At 60.2% G+C, this 20,529-nt stretch carries 14 protein-coding genes; 13 read left to right on the top strand and 1 reads right to left on the bottom strand.

Features of this window, described 5'->3' with window-relative positions; all coding sequences use genetic code 11:
- Window positions 1-148 precede the first annotated feature (148 nt).
- The 12 genes from pilM (at window position 149) to eno (ending at window position 16,961) form a co-directional block, all read left to right on the top strand.
- Window positions 149-1,219 carry a type IV pilus assembly protein PilM gene (gene pilM / locus FGL86_RS02025; protein ID WP_147183037.1) on the top strand — a complete coding sequence of 357 codons (1,071 nt, stop codon included), beginning with the start codon at window positions 149-151 and terminating at the stop codon, window positions 1,217-1,219.
- Complete coding sequence (locus FGL86_RS02020; protein ID WP_147183036.1) at window positions 1,216-1,767, top strand: PilN domain-containing protein; 552 nt, start codon at window positions 1,216-1,218, stop codon at window positions 1,765-1,767. The genes pilM and FGL86_RS02020 overlap by 4 nt, the downstream gene beginning before the upstream one ends.
- Complete coding sequence (locus FGL86_RS02015) at window positions 1,764-2,408, top strand: type IV pilus inner membrane component PilO (protein ID WP_147183035.1); 645 nt, start codon at window positions 1,764-1,766, stop codon at window positions 2,406-2,408. Before FGL86_RS02020 ends, FGL86_RS02015 begins: the two co-directional genes overlap by 4 nt.
- Window positions 2,405-2,941 (top strand): pilus assembly protein PilP, encoded by a 537-nt coding sequence (locus tag FGL86_RS02010; protein WP_147183034.1) that lies wholly within the window; start codon window positions 2,405-2,407, stop codon window positions 2,939-2,941. The genes FGL86_RS02015 and FGL86_RS02010 overlap by 4 nt, the downstream gene beginning before the upstream one ends.
- 40 nt (window positions 2,942-2,981) lie before the next feature.
- Window positions 2,982-5,036: a type IV pilus secretin PilQ gene (locus FGL86_RS02005; RefSeq protein WP_246131709.1), complete on the top strand. Its 2,055-nt coding sequence runs from the start codon at window positions 2,982-2,984 to the stop codon at window positions 5,034-5,036.
- Entirely contained in the window at window positions 5,036-5,581 is a 546-nt protein-coding gene (aroK, locus tag FGL86_RS02000; RefSeq protein WP_147183032.1) for a shikimate kinase AroK, read from the top strand. The genes FGL86_RS02005 and aroK overlap by 1 nt, the downstream gene beginning before the upstream one ends.
- A 26-nt stretch (window positions 5,582-5,607) precedes the next feature.
- Window positions 5,608-6,711, top strand: a complete 1,104-nt coding sequence (aroB, locus tag FGL86_RS01995) for a 3-dehydroquinate synthase (RefSeq protein WP_147183031.1) — start codon at window positions 5,608-5,610, stop codon at window positions 6,709-6,711.
- Between the two features lie 223 nt (window positions 6,712-6,934).
- Window positions 6,935-11,386: a glutamate synthase large subunit gene (gene gltB, locus FGL86_RS01990; RefSeq protein ID WP_147183030.1), complete on the top strand. Its 4,452-nt coding sequence runs from the start codon at window positions 6,935-6,937 to the stop codon at window positions 11,384-11,386.
- A 23-nt stretch (window positions 11,387-11,409) separates the two neighbouring features.
- Window positions 11,410-12,828: an FAD-dependent oxidoreductase gene (locus tag FGL86_RS01985; RefSeq protein WP_147183029.1), complete on the top strand. Its 1,419-nt coding sequence runs from the start codon at window positions 11,410-11,412 to the stop codon at window positions 12,826-12,828.
- A 142-nt stretch (window positions 12,829-12,970) separates the two neighbouring features.
- Window positions 12,971-14,626, top strand: a complete 1,656-nt coding sequence (locus tag FGL86_RS01980) for a CTP synthase (protein WP_147183028.1) — start codon at window positions 12,971-12,973, stop codon at window positions 14,624-14,626.
- Window positions 14,627-14,658: 32 nt separating this feature from the next.
- Complete coding sequence (gene kdsA / locus FGL86_RS01975) at window positions 14,659-15,510, top strand: 3-deoxy-8-phosphooctulonate synthase (RefSeq protein ID WP_147183027.1); 852 nt, start codon at window positions 14,659-14,661, stop codon at window positions 15,508-15,510.
- A gap of 155 nt (window positions 15,511-15,665) precedes the next feature.
- Window positions 15,666-16,961, top strand: coding sequence for a phosphopyruvate hydratase (gene eno / locus FGL86_RS01970; protein WP_147183026.1), 1,296 nt, complete (start codon window positions 15,666-15,668; stop codon window positions 16,959-16,961).
- Between the two features lie 257 nt (window positions 16,962-17,218).
- Here eno and FGL86_RS01965 read toward each other — a convergent pair whose 3' ends face one another.
- Window positions 17,219-18,238, bottom strand: coding sequence for an IS30 family transposase (locus FGL86_RS01965; RefSeq protein ID WP_147183025.1), 1,020 nt, complete (start codon window positions 18,236-18,238; stop codon window positions 17,219-17,221).
- Window positions 18,239-18,406: 168 nt separating this feature from the next.
- Here FGL86_RS01965 and FGL86_RS01960 point away from each other — a divergent pair, with 168 nt between their 5' ends.
- Window positions 18,407-19,795 (top strand): ATP-binding protein, encoded by a 1,389-nt coding sequence (locus FGL86_RS01960; RefSeq protein ID WP_147183024.1) that lies wholly within the window; start codon window positions 18,407-18,409, stop codon window positions 19,793-19,795.
- Window positions 19,796-20,529 lie beyond the last annotated feature (734 nt).

Genomic DNA, 20,529 nt, shown 5'->3' with positions numbered 1-20,529 from the left:
CCTTGAGTGCTTTGGAAGGACTTTATTGTGTGTATTAGAAATTAAATGTAACAATAAAGTAACTTTTTGCTACAATCTCAAGTGTTAGTGCTAATGGGCGATAAGCCTGAAAGACAGAATAAACATTAGCGACACGACGCGCAGGGGTATGGTTTTGTTAAGCTTCGGAAAATCCAGGGGATGCCAGATCGGGGTCGACATCACCTCGTCAGCCATCAAGCTGATCGAGCTCAAGTCGACCTGTAACGGTTTCCAGGTCATCAGTTACGCCGTGGTCCCGTTACGGGAAGACGCGGTAGTAGAGCATCGCATTCGCGATGTCGCGGAAGTGACCAGGGTATTGGAGCGCGTGCTCGAGGCCGCAAAACCGATCTCCCGCAATACCTGTGTCGCGGTGCCCGCCAGCGCGGCCATCACCAAGATCATCACGGTACCCGCCGCTTTCGAGAACGAGGAAATCGAACGCCATATCGAGCTCGAATCCGACAAGCACATTCCGTTTCCGTTCAACGAGGTCGCTTTCGACTTTCAGCGCCTGGGGCTCAGCGCAAAACAGGCGGACCAGCAGGAAGTCCTGCTGGTCGCGAGCCGTCAGCAGAACGTTACCCAGTTGACGGAAGTGCTCGAAAACGTCGGCCTGGTGCCGGTGGCCGTAGACGTGGAGAGCTTCGCCGTGGAGCGGGTCTTCGCGGAGATGGTGCACCACCAGCTGGGCAGCCAGGTGCTGGGCGAGGCGGTGGCGCTGGTGGATATCGGCGCCATGTTCAACACTTTTTACATCCTGCACGCGGGCAGCATCGTCTATCGTCGCGATACCTCTTACGGCGGGCGTCAACTGACGGATGAAATCCGCATGCACTACGGGCTGAGCATGTCCGAGGCGGGGTTTGCCAAGAAGCGGGGTGGCCTGCCGGAAGACTATGACTCGACTATCCTCTCGCCCTTCGTCGATACCCTGGTACAGCAGGTAGCTCGCTCGCTGCAGCTGTATTACGCCGGAGGCCACAAGCGCGAGGTGGATCGTCTTCTGCTGTCCGGCGGCACCGGCGTCCTTCCCGGGCTGCGGGATCGCCTGGCGCAGGAAACCGGCATCGATGTCAGTCTCGCCACTCCCTTTGCCCATATGGAGATCGATTCACGCATCGACGCCGAAGCCCTGGCGGCAGACGCGACCGCCCTGTTGGGCGCTACCGGACTCGCCTTGAGGACCAGCCGATGAGTATCGAGATCAATCTGCTTCCCTGGCGGGAAGCTGCCCGGGCGCGGCGCGGCAAACACTTCTGTTACGCCCTGGGACTCATGGCGCTGCTCGGATTGGGGGGCGGCTTTCTGATGAGCCTCTACTACGCCGAGGGTCTCGATGGCCAGCAGCAGCGCAATGACTATCTGCAGCGTCAGTCTCGGCTGCTGGATCAGGAGATCGGACAGGTTCGGGAATACGAGAAGAAGCGCGAGCAGATGCTCGAACAGATCGAGGTGTTCACGGCTCTTCAGTTCGCTCGTCCCCAGACCGTTCAGGTGCTCAACCAGCTGACCACGAGCCTGCAGGAAGGCGTTCATTACACCCGTCTCGAACGCCAGCAGGACACGCTCAGGCTGGAAGGCCTGGCGGAGATCAATCGTCAGGTGTCGGATCAGCTGCGATCGCTGGAGGCCACATCCGCGCTGGAGATTCCTGTTCTGTCCGAAGTGGAGAGCACCGCCGAGGGTTACCGTCGTTTTGCGTTGAGCGTGGCGCAGCACGAGGCCATGGGGGAAACGCCATGAAATGGTCGATGGAATGGAAACGTCTTAAAGAAGTGGATTGGCGGGAACTGGACATCAAGGAGGCCGGCGACTGGCCGCTGCTGCTGAAGCTTGGCTGCGCTGGTCTCCTGTTGCTGGCAACCTTCTGGGCCGCCCAGGCATATCTGGTGACTCCGCGTCAAGACGCCTTGGAAAAGGCGCGTCTAAAGGAAAGCGAGCTGCTGGATGAGTACCGCGTCAAGGCGGTCAAGGCGGCACGTCTGCCGGCCATGAGCGAGCAGATGAACGAACTGGAAGCGCGACTCGATCGTTTGCTCGACATGCTGCCCAGCGGCGCCGAGATCCCTTCGTTGATCGATAACATCAGCGAAACGGCAATCGACAATCAGCTGACCATCGAGTCCATTCGCCTGCGTCCGCGCATCAAGCAGGACTTCTATACCGAACAGCCTTTCGATATCCGCGTGAGCGGCGACTACCACCGCATCGCGTCTTTCCTGGCGGGAGTGGCGGGTTTGCCGCGCATCGTGACCCAGCATGATTTCACCCTGTCACCTTCCGATGAAGGCCGCCTCACGCTTTCCATGCTGGCGCGAACCTACAGCTATTCACCCACTAGCGACGACCAGATTGACGATGCGGACCAGGAGGCCAGGCCATGATTCGCCGACTGAGTGTACTGCTGGCGGCGCTGACGCTGGCCGGCTGTACGGAAACGGACTTTTCCCCGCTTGAACGCAAGCTGGTGGAACTGCGCGCGGTGCCCGGCTCCTTCGAGCTGGAGCCGTTGCCGGAGTTACCTACCTATGTGGCGACTTCCTACGAGCAGGGCGATCGGCGCAGCCCCTTCAAGGCTCCCATGCCAGAAAGCGAACCCGTCGCTCAGGACACCAGCGATCTCAAGCCGGATCTCTCGCGTCCCAAGGAGCCCTTGGAGGCTTTCAAACTGGAGTCCCTGGATCTGGTGGGCACGCTGATGGTCGGCGGACAAACCTTCGCGCTGGTACGCGCGCCGGATGGCGAAGTGCATCGGCTGCGCCAGGGGGATCATCTGGGCACCGACTTCGGGCGAGTGATCGATATCACCGATACCGCGGTACAGCTGATGGAAGTGGTGACCAACGGCGGAAACGGTTGGGTGGAGCGCACGCGCCGACTGACCTTCGAAGAACAATCAACGAAGCGGGCCGGCTGACGTTCATGTTGTCCGGCAACTTTGCAGCCCAGGGGAAAAGATGATGCAGTTCAAGACTGGCAAACTGATCAGTCGATTGGCGATATCGCTACTCCTGCTGGTGCCCTCGCTGGCGCTGGCGGAGTCGACCTTGACCGATCTCGAGGCCCGCCCCGGCGGCGACGGTGGGACCGAACTGGTATTGAGTTTCAGCGGCGGCGTGCCGCAGGTGAACGGCTATCGGCTTGAAGACCCGCCGCGGCTGACCTTCGACCTGATGAAGACCGCCGTCGGGATTGAACAGCGCCGTTGGGAGCTGGGGCTCGATCGCGTGGAAACCCTCAACGTGCTGGAGGCGGGAGAGCGCACACGACTGGTGCTCGACCTCACCGGCCCCTTGCCCTATACCACCCGGGCGCAAGGCGAGCAGCTCTATATCACCCTGGGGAGTGCCGATGCCTCTTCCGTCGAGACGCTGACTCAGGCCAACGAGCCCTTGCCGCAGCCGGTGTTTCCAGCTAGCGCCTACGCGTCGCAGCCGACTATCGAAAGTTTCGATTTTCGTCGTGGAGAAGGCGGCGCGGGACGCCTGATCGTGTATTTCGATCAGGATGACGTGGACGTTCGCGTGCGCCGCTCCGGCCGGCAGATTCTCGCTACCCTGCAGGACGTGACCCTGCCGCCGGATCAGGATCAGGTGCTCGACGTCAGCGACTTCGCCACGCCGATCACCCGGATCACGCCAACCCGAGGCAACAACGGGATCGAGCTGGCGATTCAGACCAGCGGCGATTACACCCTGAACTCCACCCAACTCGATCGACGTCTGATCATCGAGGCGGAGCCGGTCAAGCCCAGGGTCAGCAAGGTCAAGGAGCAGGAAGAGTTTCCTTTCACCGGCAAGCGGATGACCCTCAATTTTCAGAATATCGACGTGCGGGCGGTGCTGTCGCTGATCAGCGAAGTCAGCGGCCTGAACGTGGTGGCAAGCGATAGCGTGACCGGTCAGGTCACCCTCAATCTGCAGAACGTGCCCTGGGACCAGGCGCTGGATCTGGTGCTCAAGAGCCACGGCCTGGCAAGTCGACGTCAAGGTAACGTCATCGTGGTGGCACCGGTGGAAGAGCTTGCCAGTATCGATCGACAGAAGATCGAATCTCGAGAGCAGATGGAGGAACTGGCGCCGCTGACCACGGAATATCTGCAGGTGAAATATGCCAAGGCAGAAGACCTGGCGGCACTGCTGCGCGGCGCCGACGGCTTCGGCCTGCTGACGGAGCGGGGTCGAGTCAGCGTGGACCGGCGCACCAATACCCTGCTGATTCAAGACACCGCGGAGCAGATCGTGCAGATACTTGCCACCATCGAGCGGTTGGATATCGCCGTGCGACAGGTGCAGATCGAGGCGCGAATCGTCGTGGCCCGAGACGGCGTGACCCGCCAGCTGGGCGTGGACTGGGGGCTTTCCGGTGGAGGAAACGGCAAGCTGGACCTTAGCGGCGCCAGCAACGGCACGGCGCCCAACGGCGGCCTGAGCGTGGATCTGGGCAGCGCCGCCGGCGCGTCATCGAGCTTCTCCTTCGGCTATCTCTCCGGGGATATCCTGCTGGATCTGGAGCTCAACGCCCTGGAAACCGAGAACAAGAGCCATACCATTTCCCAGCCTCGGGTGATTACCGCCAATCAGCGTAAAGCGGTCATCAAGCAGGGCACCGAGATTCCCTATCAGGAATCCACCTCCAGCGGCGCCACCAACGTCGAGTTCAAGGAAGCGGTGCTGTCGCTTGAGGTGACGCCGCAGATCACCCCGGACAATCGCATCATCATGGATCTGGCGATCAACAACGACACCGTGTCCGATCAAAGCTTCGGCGGCGCGCCGGCTATCGACACCAACGAGATCCAGACTCAGGTGCTGGTGAACAACGGTGAAACCGTGGTGCTGGGGGGTATCCTGACCACCGAGCAGCTGCGTAATCTGTCCAAGACTCCCTTCCTGGGTGATATTCCCGTGCTCGGAAACCTCTTCCGCTATACCCAAGAAGAGAACGAGAAGGTAGAGTTGCTGGTATTCATCACTCCCAGAATTCTCGAGGACGGGCTGGCCATTCGGTAATGCAGGATATTCCCAATCTGTTTCTGGTCGGCCCCATGGGGGCCGGCAAAAGCACCATCGGCCGCCATCTGGCGGCCGAACTCGCGCGTGACTTCTACGACAGCGATCACGAGATCGAGTCGCGATGCGGCGCGGACATTCCGTGGATCTTCGACGTGGAAGGCGAGGCGGGTTTTCGCGAGCGGGAAGCGGCGATGATCGAGGAGCTGTCCGGTCTCGATGGCATCGTCCTGGCCACCGGCGGCGGCGCCATACAGCGAGAAGACAATCGCCGTGTCCTGCGGGAGCGCGGCACGGTGATCTATCTGTATACCACCGTGGAACAGCAGCTTCATCGCACCGCCAAGGATCGTAATCGTCCGCTGCTGCAGACCGACGATCGAGAAGCCGTCCTGCGCACTCTTTTCGCCCGCCGCGACCCGTTGTATCGCGCCACCTCGGATCTGGTCGTGCGCACGGACCGGCGCGGCCCTCGAGCGGTGGTCAACGATATCCTGCGTCGAGTCAGGCAGTTGATCGACCCCCTGACTTCCTGCAAAGTCTGACGCCTTTCTTTCCAATCGAGCCCCTCATGTCCGCAGATGCTTCCACCACCACCCTGAGCGTCGATCTTGGCGAGCGCAGCTATCCCATTCACATCGGTGTCGGCCTGCTGGGGGATAGCCAATGGCTGTCGCCCTATCTCGCCGGTCGTCAGGTGATGGTCGTTACCAACGAAGTCGTCGCGCCTTTGTATCTGGAGCGCTTCAAGCAAGGTCTACCAAAAGACTGCGAGGTGCGCGAGGTAGTCCTGCCGGACGGCGAGCACACCAAGTCCCTGACATCCGTCTCGCTGATCTGGGACGCGCTGCTCCAGGCGGGCTTCAATCGACGCTGCACCCTGATCGCTTTGGGAGGCGGCGTGATCGGCGACATGACCGGCTACGCCGCCGCCTGCTATCAGCGCGGAGTAGCCTTCATTCAGGTGCCCACCACGCTGCTTTCCCAGGTGGATTCCTCCGTGGGCGGCAAGACCGGGATCAATCATCCCCTTGGCAAGAACATGATCGGCGCCTTCTGGCAGCCCAAGGCGGTGCTGATCGACACAAACACCCTTGTCACCCTGCCGCCTCGGGAACTGTCCGCGGGGCTCGCGGAGGTGATCAAGTACGGCCTGATTCGCGATGCGGCCTTTCTCGCCTGGCTGGAAGCGAACGTTGCGGCGTTGCGGGCTCTCGATAGCGACGCCCTTCGCCACGCCATTCTCGAAAGCTGTGCCTTGAAGGCGGCCATCGTCGCCGAGGACGAGACGGAGCAGGGCGTGCGGGCGCTGCTCAATCTGGGGCATACCTTCGGCCATGCCATCGAGGCGCATCAGGGCTATGGCGCCTGGCTGCACGGCGAAGCGGTGGGCACCGGCATGCTGATGGCGGCGGAGCTTTCCCGACGCCTGGAATGGTTGAGCAAGACTCAGGTCGAGCGGGTTGCCCGGCTGCTGGACGCTGCCGGCCTGCCCCTGGCGGCCCCCGCCAACATGAGCACCAGCGATTTCCTCGCGCGCATGCGCCTGGACAAGAAGAACATTGATTCGAAGCTACGCCTGATCCTGCTGCGCCACCTGGGCGACGCCTGCCTGACGGACCAGGCGCCACCGGAACTGCTCGAGCGCCTGCTAGACGATTTCCCCCGCGACTGACCGACGCCACTGATCGAGATTGCACACGCTGCCAGCCAAGGCCCGCTTGCGAAAGCGGGCCTTTTGCATTGCCGCAAGGTTTCGTTTATCTTGATTTCCATGTTAAGCATGGGGCATGCGTATATTGCATAACATCCGAATTGAAGCGATCGACCCCACTCCTGTCCGGGTCGCATCTCTGTCGGTTGAACCCTTGGCAGTCCACTTCTTGCGAGATACGTTTATGCAAAAAGGCCTTCACCAGCCCGGCGAATTCCGGGACAACTGCGGCTTCGGTCTGATCGCCCATATGCAGGGAGAGGCCAGCCACGATCTACTCAAGACCGCCATCGAATCCCTGACCTGCATGACCCACCGGGGCGGCATCGCCGCGGATGGCAAGACCGGCGATGGCTGCGGCCTGCTGATGGAAATGCCCAGGGCGTTCTTTCGCGAGGTGGCTCGCGAGGCGCTGGAGGTAGAGCTTGGGGACAACTTTGCCGTAGGGGTCGTCTTTTTGCCGGATGACGATGCCCGAGAAGCCCAAGGACGAGACGTGCTCGAAACGGAACTGACCGCTCGCGGCCTCGAGGTGCGCGGCTGGCGAGACGTGCCCACGGACCCCAGCGTCTGCGGCCCCATGGCCCTGGACTGCCTGCCGCGGATTCGTCAGATCTTCGTCGAGGCCACGGACGGGCGCCCCCCGGAGCAGACCAACGTCGATCTGTTCATGGCCCGGCGCAAGGCGGAAGAGCGGCTTCGCGGCGAAGAGGATTTCTACGTCTGCTCCCTGTCGACTCGGGTGGTTTCCTACAAGGGACTGATGATGCCCGCGGACCTGCCGACCTTCTATCACGACCTGGGGGATTCTCGGCTGGAGACGGCGATCTGCGTCTTCCATCAACGCTTTTCCACCAACACCGAGCCCCGCTGGCCCCTGGCCCAGCCGTTTCGCTTCCTGGCTCACAACGGCGAGATCAATACCATCGAGGCCAACCGCGGCTGGGCCAATTCGCGCAAGGAAAACTTCATCAGCGACAGGCTCGGCGAGATCACCGATCTCGAGGAAATCGTCAATACCCGTGGCTCGGATTCCTCGAGCATGGACAACATGCTGGAAGTGCTGCTCACCGGGGGCATGGATATCTACAACGCCATTCGCCTGATGGTGCCGCCGGCCTGGCAGAACGTGGAACTGATGGATAGCGAGCTGCGCGCCTTCTATTCCTACAACTCCATGCACATGGAGCCCTGGGACGGCCCGGCGGGCATGGTGATGACCGACGGCCGCAACGCCGTGTGCATGCTCGATCGCAACGGCCTGCGCCCGGCCCGCTGGGTGATTACCAAGAACGGCTACATCACCCTAGCCTCGGAGATCGGCACCTACGACTACAAGCCGGAGGACGTGGTGGCCAAGGGCCGGGTCGGCCCGGGGCAGGTGCTGGGTATCGATACCCAGACCGGCGAGGTGCTGCATACCGGGGACGTGGATCGGCGCCTGAAGTCCGCCTTTCCCTACAAGCGCTGGCTCAAGGAGCAGGCGCACTATCTTGAATCCGCCCTGACGGAGCTGGCGCGTTTCCAGCCCATGGAACGCGACGAGCTGAACGTCTACCAGAAGATGTTCCGGGTCAGCTTCGAGGAGCGGGACCAGCTGCTGCGCCCGCTGGCGGAGAGTGGTCAGGAAGCGGTGGGCTCCATGGGTGACGATACCCCCATGGCGGTGCTGTCTCGCCAGCGACGCCTGCTGACGGATCATTTCCGCCAGAAATTCGCTCAGGTCACCAACCCACCCATCGATCCGCTGCGGGAATCCATCGTGATGTCCTTGGAGACCTGTATCGGCGCTGAGCGTAATGTCTTCGAGAACACCCCGGAGCACGCTCACCGGCTGATTCTCACCACTCCGGTGCTGTCACCGCGCAAGTTCACCGCTTTGCTGGAGCAGGACGATCCGGCCTTTGCCAGTGTGAAGTTATCGCTTGCCTACGACCCGGCGCAGTCCAGTCTCAAGCAGGCGCTGCTGACGCTGTGCCAGCAGGCGGAGGAGGCGGCGAAGGCGGACAAGGTCATCCTGGTACTGTCGGATGCGGGGCTCGAGAAGGGCCGGCTGCCGATCCAGGCGGTGCTGGCGGTAGGCGCGGTGCATCACTATCTAGGCCGCCAGGGGCTGCGCCCCCGGGTCAACCTGGTGGTGGAGACCGGCTACGCCCGGGACGCCCATCAGATGGCGGTGCTGTTCGGCGTCGGCGCCACCGCGGTATTTCCCTGGCTCGCCTATCAGGTGCTGGCGGACATGCACCACACCGGGGAGCTGGTGGGCAACCCGGCGGATGCTCGCGAGAACTACCGCAAGGGCATGCAGAAGGGGCTTTTCAAGATTCTCTCCAAGATGGGCATCTCGACGCTTGCTTCCTACCGCGGCTCCCAGCTGTTCGAGGCGGTGGGGCTGAATTCCGAGGTGATGGACCTGTGCTTCACCGGCATGGCCTCGCGCATCCAGGGGGTCGGCTTCAGCGAGCTGCAGCTCGAGCAGGAACTGCTGGCCCAGGACGCCTGGAAACCGCGCAAGGCGATCGCCCCGGGCGGTCTGATGAAGTATGTACACGGTCAGGAATATCACGCCTACAACCCGGACGTGGTGATGACCCTGCAGGAAGCGGTGCAGCAGGGCGACTACGAGAAGTGGAAAAAATTCGCCCGGCTGGTCAACGAGCGGCCGGTGGCGACCCTTCGCGATCTGCTGGCGCTCAAGCCCGCTTCGGAGCCAGTGCCGCTGGAGGAAGTCGAGCCGGTGGAGGATCTGATTCCTCGCTTCGACAGCGCCGGCATGAGCCTTGGCGCCTTGTCCCCGGAGGCCCACGAGGCTTTGGCTCAGGCCATGAACGAAACCGGCGGGCGCTCCAATTCCGGCGAGGGCGGCGAGGATCCGGCCCGTTACGGCACCATCCGCAGCTCCAAGATCAAGCAGATCGCCTCCGGGCGCTTCGGCGTCACGCCGGCCTATCTGGTCAACGCGGAGGTGCTGCAGATCAAGGTGGCCCAAGGCGCCAAGCCCGGGGAGGGCGGCCAGCTGCCCGGGGGCAAGGTCAACGAGCTGATCGCGAGGCTGCGCTACGCGGTGCCCGGGGTGACCCTGATCTCGCCGCCGCCGCATCACGATATCTATTCCATCGAGGACCTGGCCCAGCTGATCTTCGATCTCAAGCAGATCAACCCGGAGGCCCAGGTCTCGGTGAAGCTGGTCTCCGAGCCGGGCATCGGCACCATCGCCACCGGGGTGGCCAAGGCCTACGCGGACCTGATCACTGTCTCCGGCTACGACGGCGGCACCGCGGCGAGCCCGCTGACCTCCATCAAGCACGCGGGCTCTCCCTGGGAGCTGGGGCTGCCGGAGGTGCATCAGGCGCTGCGCATCAACGGCCTGCGGGACAAGATTCGCCTGCAGACCGACGGCGGCCTGAAGACCGGCCTCGACGTGGTCAAGGCGGCGATCCTCGGCGCGGAGAGCTTCGGTTTCGGCACCGCGCCGATGGTCGCCCTGGGCTGCAAGTACCTGCGCATCTGCCATCTGAACAACTGCGCCACCGGCGTGGCCACCCAGCATCAGTACCTGCGGGACGAGCACTTCCGCGGCACCGTGGACATGGTAAAGCACTACTTCCGCTTCATCGCCGAGGAGGTGCGGGAGCTGATGGCCATGCTCGGGGTGCGCAAGCTTACGGATCTGATCGGCCGCACGGACCTGCTGGAGATTCTCGAGGGCGAAACCCGCGCCCAGCGCGGCCTCGACCTGACCCCGCTGCTGAACAACGACTTCGTGCCCAAGGACGCGCCCCAGTACTGCCAGGTCAGTCGCAACGTTCCCCATGACCCGGGGGCCAAGAATCAGGAGGTGCTGGCGGCACTCAAGGAGGCCATCGAAGAGAAGTCCGGCGGGGAGTTCCACTTCAGCATCACCAACTGCGATCGCAGCGTGGCGGCGCTGGCCTCCGGGGCCATCGCCAAGCGCTACGGCGAGCCGGGCCTTAGCGACGCGCCGATCACCGCCCGCTTCACCGGCGTGGCCGGCCAGAGCTTCGGCGTCTGGAACGCCTGCGGGCTGAATCTTCACCTGGAAGGCGACGCCAACGACTACGTGGGCAAGGGCATGAACGGCGGCAGTATCGTCATCGTGCCACCCAGGGAGAGCCGGTTCGAGAGCCACAAGACGGCGATCATCGGCAATACCTGTCTGTATGGGGCCACCGGCGGTGTGCTCTATGCGGCGGGCACCGCAGGAGAGCGCTTCGCGGTGCGCAACTCCGGCGCCACCGCGGTGATCGAGGGCGCCGGAGATCACTGCTGCGAATACATGACCGGCGGCTTGGTCTGCGTGCTCGGCGAAACCGGCGACAACTTCGGTGCGGGCATGACCGGGGGCTTCGCCTATGTGCTCGACGAGGACCGGCTGTTCGTCGACAAGGTCAACCACGAGCTGGTGGAAATTCATCGCATCAACACGGAAGCCATGGAGGCCTATCGGCGCTACCTGCGGGAAATCATCACCGCCTACCACGAGGCCACCGGTTCCGCCCGCAGTTTCGACATACTCGACGACTTCGGTGATTACCTGCGGCACTTCTGGCTGGTCAAGCCCAAGGCGGCGAGCCTGGGGAGCTTGTTGAACGAGTCCCGGCGGCGCCCGGAATAAGCCTGGACGGAGGAATAACGAATATGGCCAACCGATTGAGCAACGACTTTCAATTCATCGACGTGGGTCGCGTGGACCCGCCGAAGAAGGAAGCCTACAAGCGCGCCAGGCAGTTCACGGAGATCTACGAGCCCTACAAGCCGCAGCAGGCGGCGAGCCAGGCCCATCGCTGCCTGGAGTGCGGCAACCCCTACTGCGAATGGAAGTGCCCGGTGCACAACTACATTCCCAACTGGCTCAAGCTGGTGGCGGAGGGCAACATTCTCGAGGCGGCGGAACTTTCCCACCAGACCAACACCTTGCCGGAGGTCTGCGGCCGGGTCTGCCCCCAGGATCGTCTCTGCGAGGGAGACTGCACCCTGAACGACGGCTTCGGCGCGGTGACCATCGGCTCTGTGGAGAAGTACATCACCGACACCGCCTTCGCCCTGGGCTGGCGGCCGGACATGTCCAAGGTCACTTGGACCGACAAGAAGGTGGCGGTGATCGGCGCCGGTCCGGCGGGGCTCGGCTGCGCGGATATCCTGGTGCGCAACGGCGTGCGGCCGGTGGTGTTCGACCGTCATCCGGAAATCGGCGGCCTGCTGACCTTCGGCATTCCCGAGTTCAAGCTCGAGAAGCACGTGATGGAGCGCCGCCGCAGCGTCTTCGAGGAAATGGGTATGGAGTTCTGTCTCAATACGGAGATCGGCAAGGACGTCATGATCGAATCCCTGCTCGAGGAGTACGACGCGGTCTTCATGGGCATGGGCACCTACAAGTACATGCAAGGGGGCTTTCCCGGGGAGGATCTGCCCGGGGTGCACAAAGCGCTGGACTACCTGATCGCCAACGTCAATCACTGCCTGGGCTTCGAGAAGGACCCGGAGGACTACGTTTCCCTCAAGGGCAAGCGGGTGGTGGTGCTGGGCGGCGGCGATACCGCCATGGACTGCAACCGCACGGCGATTCGTCAGGGGGCCTTGAGCGTGACCTGCGCCTATCGTCGGGACGAGGAGAACATGCCCGGTTCCAAGCGGGAAGTCGCCAACGCCCGGGAAGAGGGGGTGGAATTCCTGTTCAACCGCCAGCCGGTAGCGATTCAAGGGGAGGAGGGCGTGGAAGGCGTCAAGCTGGTGCGCACCCGCCTGGGCGAGCCGGACGAGAAGGGTCGTCGGCGTCCGGAAGTGGTGCCCGGCTCCGAGGAAATTCTTGCGGCGGATGCGGTGATCATCGCCTTCGGCTTCCAGCCGGACGATATCGTCTGGTTCAAGTCCCAGCAAATCGCCGTCGACGACCGGGGCCGGGTCACCGCGCCAGAACAGGGTGACTACGCCTTCCAGACCAGCAACCCGAAGATCTTCGCCGGCGGCGATATGGTGCGCGGCTCGGATCTGGTGGTCACCGCCATCCATGAAGGCCGCCAGGCGGCGGAAGGGATTCTCGATTTTCTGGAAGTATGAATATTTTGTGCCGTTTGGAAGAATTCGCAGATAACGCCTCGAACGAGCGAAATTGAGCGCCAGAGGCGAGTCTGCTATCCTGTCGTCCCATCCTGGCGCGGCTTTCTGCAGCGCCTAATGTTCATGCTTCGACAGGTTTTTCATGACACGATATATCTTCGTGACCGGCGGCGTTGTGTCCTCACTCGGCAAGGGCATCGCCTCCGCCTCGCTGGCGGCAATCCTCGAGGCTCGCGGCCTCAAGGTCACCATGCTCAAGCTGGATCCCTACATCAACGTCGATCCGGGTACCATGAGTCCCTTCCAGCACGGCGAGGTGTTCGTCACCGAGGATGGCGCGGAGACGGATCTCGATCTTGGCCACTACGAGCGCTTCATTCGCACCCGCATGACCCAGGGCAACAACTTCACCACCGGCCGGGTCTACGAGCACGTGCTGCGCAAGGAGCGTCGCGGCGACTACCTGGGCGGCACGGTGCAGGTGATTCCGCATATCACCGACGAGATCAAGCGCCGAGTTTACGCGGGCAGCGAGGGCGCGGACGTGGCGCTGGTGGAGATCGGCGGCACCGTGGGGGATATCGAGTCGCTGCCGTTTCTCGAGGCGATTCGCCAGATCAGAAGCGAACTCGGTGCCAGCCGGGCGATCTTTATGCACCTGACGTTAGTGCCGTATATAAAAACGGCGGGAGAAACGAAGACCAAGCCCACCCAGCACAGCGTCAAGGAACTGCGCTCCATCGGTATCCAGCCGGATATCCTGATCTGTCGCAGCGAAGTGGAGCTCGAGGAAACCGAGCGCCGCAAGATCGCCCTGTTCACCAACGTGGAAGAGCGGGCGGTGGTGCCGCTGCAGGACGCGGATACCATCTACCGTATTCCGTTGATGCTTCACGAGCATCGCCTGGACGATATCGTCTGCGACAAGCTGCGTCTGGAAGCCGCCGAGGCGGATCTCTCCGAGTGGATTCGCGTGCTGGACGCCAAGATCAATCCGCTCAAGACCGTCAACATCGCCATGGTCGGCAAGTACATGGAGCTGCTCGACGCCTATAAATCCCTGAACGAGGCCTTGATTCACGCGGGCATCCAGGGGCGGGTCAAGGTCAATATCGACTATGTGGATTCCGAGGATATCGAGCATCATGGCACCGAGCGCCTGGCGGGCAAGGACGCGATCCTGGTGCCTGGCGGTTTCGGCGAGCGCGGCGTGGAAGGCAAGATCGCCACGGCACGCTTTGCCCGAGAGAACGCCATTCCCTACCTGGGCATCTGCCTGGGCATGCAGGTAGCGGTCATCGAGTTCGCCCGCAACGTCGCCGGCTGGACGGATGCCAATTCCACCGAGTTCAGCCACGACACTCAGCACCCGGTGATCAGTCTCATCACCGAATGGATCACGCCGGAAGGCAAGATCGAACTGCGGGACGCCGCCTCGGACCTGGGCGGCACCATGCGTCTCGGCGGTCAGGTATGTCATCTCGAACCGGGGTCCAGGGCCCGGGAGGCCTACGGCGCGGAGGAAATCGTCGAACGCCACCGCCATCGTTATGAGGTCAACAACCAGTTCATCGACGACCTGGAAAAAGCCGGCCTGATGGTTTCCGGCAAGAGCGTCGATGGATCCTTGGTGGAAATGGTCGAGCTGCCGGAGCATCCCTGGTTCGTGGCCTGTCAGTTCCATCCGGAATTCACCTCGACGCCCCGGGACGGCCATCCGCTGTTCAGCGGCTTCATCCAGGCGGCGCTGAATCACAAGGCGCAGCGCACCCAGGCTCAGCCCCAGCCGCAAGCTTGATCTTTCTTATTCGCCAATAAAGGACAGCCGCCATGCAGGATCAGCAGAAAATCATCGAATTCGCCGGCTTGCAGACCGGTAATTCATTGCCGCTGATGCTGTTCGGCGGCATGAACGTGCTGGAATCCCGGGAACTGGCGCTGGACGTCGCCGAGGCCTATGTGGAAGCGACCCGGAAACTCGGTATTCCCTACGTGTTCAAGGCGAGTTTCGACAAGGCCAACCGCAGTTCCATTCACTCCTTCCGCGGCCCGGGGCTGGAGAAGGGCCTGGAGTGGCTGGCGGAGATCAAGGCGCGCTTCAACGTGCCGATTCTCACCGACGTGCACGAGCCCTGGCAGGCCGCGCCGGCGGCGGAAGTCGCGGATATCATCCAGCTGCCGGCGTTCCTGGCTCGCCAGACGGACCTCGTCGTGGCCATGGCAAAGACCGGGGCGGTGATCAACATCAAGAAACCGCAGTTCCTGGCGCCCCAGGAAATGCGCCATATCATTCGTAAATGCGAGGAAGCCGGCAATGCACAGCTGATTCTCTGCGAGCGCGGCTCGAGCTTCGGCTACAACAATCTGGTCGTCGACATGCTGGGCTTCGGCGAAATGAAAGAGACCGGCTATCCCCTGTTCTTCGACGTGACTCACTCGCTGCAGCGTCCCGGCGGCCGTGCCGACAGCGCCGACGGCCGCCGGGCCCAGGTGGCGGAACTGGCTCGGGCCGGGGTGGCGGTAGGTCTCGCCGGCCTATTTCTCGAAGCCCATCCGGACCCGGACAGCGCCAAGTGCGATGGCCCCTGCGCCTTGCCCCTGGATCGGCTTGAACCCTTCCTGGCTCAGCTCAAGGCCATCGACGATCTGGTCAAGGGCTTCGCGCCGCTGGAAATTCGTTGAGGCCGATGCTTTTTCCCTGCCGCGACTCATGTACCAAAAGCGTTATCCGGACTATTCAAGGTTCCGTCACGCTTTTGCGCGATACTGATGTCACCGATACTTTTTACCTCCCACCGGCTCGTAATATAAATAAATAGCATAAGGACGATAAACAGATGACCAAGATTGCGGACATTCAGGCCCTCGAAGTGCTCGACTCCCGCGGTAACCCGACGGTACAGGCACAGGTGACCCTGGGAAGCGGCGCCAAAGGCGTGGCCTGCGCGCCGAGCGGCGCATCCACCGGATCCCGGGAAGCGCTGGAATTGCGTGACGGCGACAAGTCCCGCTACCTGGGCAAGGGCGTGCTCAAGGCGGTCGAGGCGGTCAACGACAAGATTCGCGAGCGCCTGGTGGGCATGGAAGCGGCGGACCAGCGCGCGCTGGATGACGCCATGAACCAACTCGATGGCACCGCCAACAAGGAAACCCTCGGCGCCAATGCCATCCTGGCGGTGTCCCTGGCGGCGGCCAAGGCGGCGGCGGCGGACAAGGGTGTCGAGCTCTACGCGCATATCGCCGAGCTTTACGGCACGCCGAACCAGTATTCCATGCCGGTGCCGATGATGAACATCATCAACGGCGGCGAGCACGCGGATAATAACGTCGATATTCAGGAGTTCATGATCCAGCCGGTGGGAGCGAAAAACTTCCGCGAGGCGCTGCGCATGGGCGCGGAAATCTTCCACGCCTTGAAGAAGGTGCTTTCCGTCCGGGGTCTGGCCACCGCGGTGGGTGACGAAGGCGGCTTCGCGCCGAACCTCTCCTCCAACGCCGAAGCCCTGGAAGTCATCAAGGAAGCGGTGGAAAACGCCGGCTACAGTCTCGGCAAGGACATTACCCTGGCCCTGGACTGCGCCTCCTCCGAGTTCTACAAGGACGGCCAGTACGACCTGGCCGGAGAAGGGCAGACGTTTGATGCCAACGGTTTTGTCGACTACCTGGCGCAGCTTTGCGACCAGTATCCCATCGTCTCCATCGAAGACGGCATGGATGAATCCGACTGGGACGGCTGGAAGGCGCTGACGGAACGCCTGGGCGACCGAGTACAGCTGGTGGGGGACGATCTGTTCGTCACCAACACCCGTATCCTCAAGCGCGGCATCGACGAGCAGATCGGCAACTCCATTTTGATCAAGTTCAACCAGATCGGCTCCCTCTCGGAAACCCTCGACGCCATCAAGATGGCCCAGGACGCCGGCTTCACCGCGGTCATCTCCCACCGCAGCGGCGAAACCGAGGACACCACCATCGCCGACCTCGCCGTCGCCACCTCCGCCGGCCAGATCAAGACCGGCTCCCTGTGCCGCAGCGACCGCGTCGCCAAGTACAACCGCCTGCTGGTAATCGAACAGCAGCTTGGCGACCAGGCCCGTTATCCGGGATTGGCTGCGATTAAAGGGCAGGGGTGATTCGGTAAAAATACAGGCCGCTATTTTAGGCAGAAAATAGAAAGGACCTCCGGGTCCTTTTTTATTGTATAAATAATTAAAGATGTTGAGATAATTGTTAATAAATTAGAGGAAAAGTCAGAAATGACAATAAAAGAAGTCGGTTGCGTGCCCGGGCGGTAGCGTGCACGGAAAATACGTCACCACTGCACACTTTTTCCGAGATGCAAACCATTAAAAGACGATAAATAAGGCGGCCTCAAGTTCCAAGCGCAACACTATTGAAGGGTGTTCGGCCCAGCCACGGACTTCTTGAGCACATCGGCATAAACCTCCAATGGCGTTCTCCAGTCCAGTGTTTTTCTCGGCCGCGTATTCAGTGAGTCGGCGATCACGTCAAGCTCTTCCTGGCTGTAGACCGACAAGTCCGTGCCCTTCGGCAAATACTGCCGCAACAGACCATTGGTGTTTTCATTCGAGCCTCGCTGCCAGGGGCTGTGGGGATCCGCAAAGTAGATCGCTGTGCCAGTCTTCTGAGTAATCTCGGCATGCTTCGTCATTTCTCTGCCCTGATCGTAGGTCATGGACAGGCGCAGCGAGCGCGGCACCTCGTTGAGCTTGTCACTGAATCCGATAGCCGCCGCGGTAGCCGTGGTACCGTCCAGCTTCGCCAGGATCACCAGGCGGGTGGTGCGCTCGACCAGCGTGCCGACAGCAGAGCGGTTGTTGGCGCCCATGATGAGGTCGCCCTCCCAATGCCCTGGCATCAGCCGGTCTTCAACCTCGGGCGGGCGCATGTGGATACTGACCAGATCGGGAATCTGCTGGCGTCGATCCTTGCCCTGGCGTCTCGGCCGACGCTTGCCATTGCCCTGTCTCAAACAGGCAATGAGCTCCTTCTTCAGCGTGCCTCGCGGCATCACGTGAAGCGCGTTGTAGATGGACTCATGGGAGACCTGGCGGTCGGGATGATCAGGAAACATACGCTTCAGTGTGCGGCTTATCTGCTCGGGTGACCAGTATTTACGCAGCAGATAGACCACCAGTTCAAACAGTTCGCCGTCGGGATGCAACTTGGGTAAGCGACGCTGGCGATGACGTGCCAGCCGAGCGCGATAGCCCGCCAGGCTAGCGTCATATCCCTTTACAGGAGTGACGGTATGACGCCTGAATTCCCGTGACACCGTACTGGGTGAGCGACCCAAGTGACTGGCGATAGCCCGGATCGAGTGAGAGGCTCGCATCATCATGATAGCGGCGCGGTCTTCAGCAGAAAGATGGTGATAGTAGCAAGTCATGGCAACACGATACCTGATGGATCAGGTGTTGCACTTGGTCATTGAGGCCGCCTAATCGCCTGTTTTTTGCTCTTGGAAATTTAGGTTTCGATGACGCCTGTGAGAAAATCGAGCTAGTCTGCTATTAAGCTGTTGTACGTCATAAACTACCAGAGGTAAATTCCTGATATGCCAGTTTCCCTTCCAGCCCGATACGAAGATCTCGATGAAGCTTTCCGTGGTCGGCTGATTCCGAATCGAGATTTGATTTCTCAGATCGATCGTGCCTATAGGTCGATGACCATAAGTGGTGGCATTCGCTTTTTGCCTATCTATGGGGAGAGTGGAGTAGGAAAGAGCTGCGCAACTCGTGAGCTTGGTACGCATATGCCCGATGTATGTGCGTTTGTTCTATCTCGCGATGAAATTGAGGGGTCTCCAGCTCTGTTGCAGAGGGTTCGTAAAGAGAGACAACATACAGATAAACGCTTGTTGGTTGCTATTGTCGACCAGTATGAGGAAAACGTTGAAGGGAAAGAAAGAATTCCCACGCAGTTCGTCGAACACTTGAGCCTACTTGACCGCGCGGAGTTGGCCGGCGAACTCATTGTCTTCATTTGGCTTACTACGAGCAGCGAGTTCCAACAACAATTGGTCAGGGCAACAACTCGAAATAGGCGGCTTTTGGCTAATGAGAATTTTGAGGTTCTCGGCCCCGCCAAAGAAGAGTGGCCACAGATCGTTGAAGAGACGTTTTCTTTTCATAACAGCGAAACCCCATTAGCAGACTTTGGCGTGATTGAAGATGATATTCGCCAAATTGCGCGTGGTGCGGATACTCTAGGGCGCACAATTCTATCAGTAGGTGATTCTCTAGCTGAGCATATTGAACCTCTACAAAATCTATCTGAGTATCAGGTTATTCTGCTATGGCCTGTGGCTGATTCGACTCGAAGTCAACGAGTGGCGCAATTCACTCGGGCACGCGCCGGTTATCGACTGAACTGGGACGCCTGGCACACTGAGTTAAATGACGACGATCGAAGGACGCTGCCACTCCGTGAGTTCAACCGTGCACGTCTATATTTTGATTTTCGGTTGATACCAATTCGAGCAGCCGACCTACATAAGCTCTGCCTTGATCTTGGCAATGACGATCGTCAACTTGCTGCAGCAAACCTTGAACGGTTTAGAAACACTCACTTCTTCCACTTGGTATCCGGTAATTGGAACTCATACGATTATGCTCCAATGCGTGAACGTGAATCACAGCGGGCTGATGATGCAAAAGCTTGGTACGAGACGGTCACAACGAGCCCAACACTAATCGGGAAACGTTTGGCGAAAATATTGCGTGCTCTGAATCTTGATGCGGAACACGAAGTACCGATACGCACTGAATATGGTTCCGTGCGTGCAGATGTGTTCGTGGAGCCAACACAGGCGGGCGAAAAGCGTCGAATTATCGAGCTTAAAGTTTTCGCATCCGAAAATACAATGCCATCCTCAATCAAGGATCAGGTCAAAATTACTCTCAGGCGGCATGCACAATTAGCGGGATTCTTGCAGCGCCAATGACGTACAACAAAGCTGTCAACCGTCGCCCACTTCGTGGGCTGAACCTACAAACCGCTACGCGGTTTTCCCGCCGGTTACGGCGGCATTAGCATCACAAGGAGTATGTCATAGAAATCGTAATACCAAACTTACCTGAGTTCTCAAAATTCTCTCCTGCACTGGTTAAGACACTAGATAAAATAAGGTGCGAGATTTATGAGGATGACGACGATGATGAGTTATTCGAGTTCTACTGGTTTGCAAGAGAGTACCCTCGTTTCTATAGGTATCATCTTAACCATGCAGAGTTTAGGTTGAAGAGTATTCATGAAAAGTACTCAATTATTCGAAATATTATTAAAAAAACGCTAGTGAAAATGGATATTCTAGCTTAAGGATGGGCATTTCAAACTCAATAACGCATCAAATTTATTGGGATTTTGAGGCATACCTCATGGCTCTTAGTGCTGCTCTCGATTTAATGGCTAGAATGGTTGGAGTGTCATTCGCTGATCAAGCTCCCGTGTCATTCAACAAGCTATGTGCAAAAAAACAACTTGAAGGACCAGTTAATGCCCTTCGGAAAGCAAAAGAACGATGGGTAAATCGATTCAAGGATTATAGAGATTGCTTTATTCATTACACACCAGCAGACAGTCGTGTATACGCAGATGTCATTCCTCATGGGAGCGAATCCATTGTAAGATGCAAGTTGCCCACGAACCCAAACATACGGACAGTTGAGGGGTTTAAAT

The organism is Pistricoccus aurantiacus (assembly GCF_007954585.1).
In the GTDB taxonomy this organism is placed as follows: Bacteria; Pseudomonadota; Gammaproteobacteria; order Pseudomonadales; family Halomonadaceae; genus Pistricoccus; species Pistricoccus aurantiacus.
Note: the sequence above shows the minus strand (reverse complement) of the source record. Positions and strands in the feature narration are given on the sequence as shown.

Coding starts and splice junctions, on each gene's coding strand:
- eno (WP_147183026.1), top strand. CDS start 15,666: ATGACCAAGATTGCGGACATTCAGGCCCTCGAAGTGCTCGACTCCCGC.
- gltB (WP_147183030.1), top strand. CDS start 6,935: ATGCAAAAAGGCCTTCACCAGCCCGGCGAATTCCGGGACAACTGCGGC.
- kdsA (WP_147183027.1), top strand. CDS start 14,659: ATGCAGGATCAGCAGAAAATCATCGAATTCGCCGGCTTGCAGACCGGT.
- FGL86_RS02015 (WP_147183035.1), top strand. CDS start 1,764: ATGAAATGGTCGATGGAATGGAAACGTCTTAAAGAAGTGGATTGGCGG.
- aroK (WP_147183032.1), top strand. CDS start 5,036: ATGCAGGATATTCCCAATCTGTTTCTGGTCGGCCCCATGGGGGCCGGC.
- FGL86_RS01980 (WP_147183028.1), top strand. CDS start 12,971: ATGACACGATATATCTTCGTGACCGGCGGCGTTGTGTCCTCACTCGGC.
- aroB (WP_147183031.1), top strand. CDS start 5,608: ATGTCCGCAGATGCTTCCACCACCACCCTGAGCGTCGATCTTGGCGAG.
- FGL86_RS01960 (WP_147183024.1), top strand. CDS start 18,407: ATGCCAGTTTCCCTTCCAGCCCGATACGAAGATCTCGATGAAGCTTTC.
- FGL86_RS02005 (WP_246131709.1), top strand. CDS start 2,982: ATGATGCAGTTCAAGACTGGCAAACTGATCAGTCGATTGGCGATATCG.
- FGL86_RS02010 (WP_147183034.1), top strand. CDS start 2,405: ATGATTCGCCGACTGAGTGTACTGCTGGCGGCGCTGACGCTGGCCGGC.
- FGL86_RS01985 (WP_147183029.1), top strand. CDS start 11,410: ATGGCCAACCGATTGAGCAACGACTTTCAATTCATCGACGTGGGTCGC.
- FGL86_RS01965 (WP_147183025.1), bottom strand. CDS start 18,238: ATGACTTGCTACTATCACCATCTTTCTGCTGAAGACCGCGCCGCTATC.
- FGL86_RS02020 (WP_147183036.1), top strand. CDS start 1,216: ATGAGTATCGAGATCAATCTGCTTCCCTGGCGGGAAGCTGCCCGGGCG.
- pilM (WP_147183037.1), top strand. CDS start 149: ATGGTTTTGTTAAGCTTCGGAAAATCCAGGGGATGCCAGATCGGGGTC.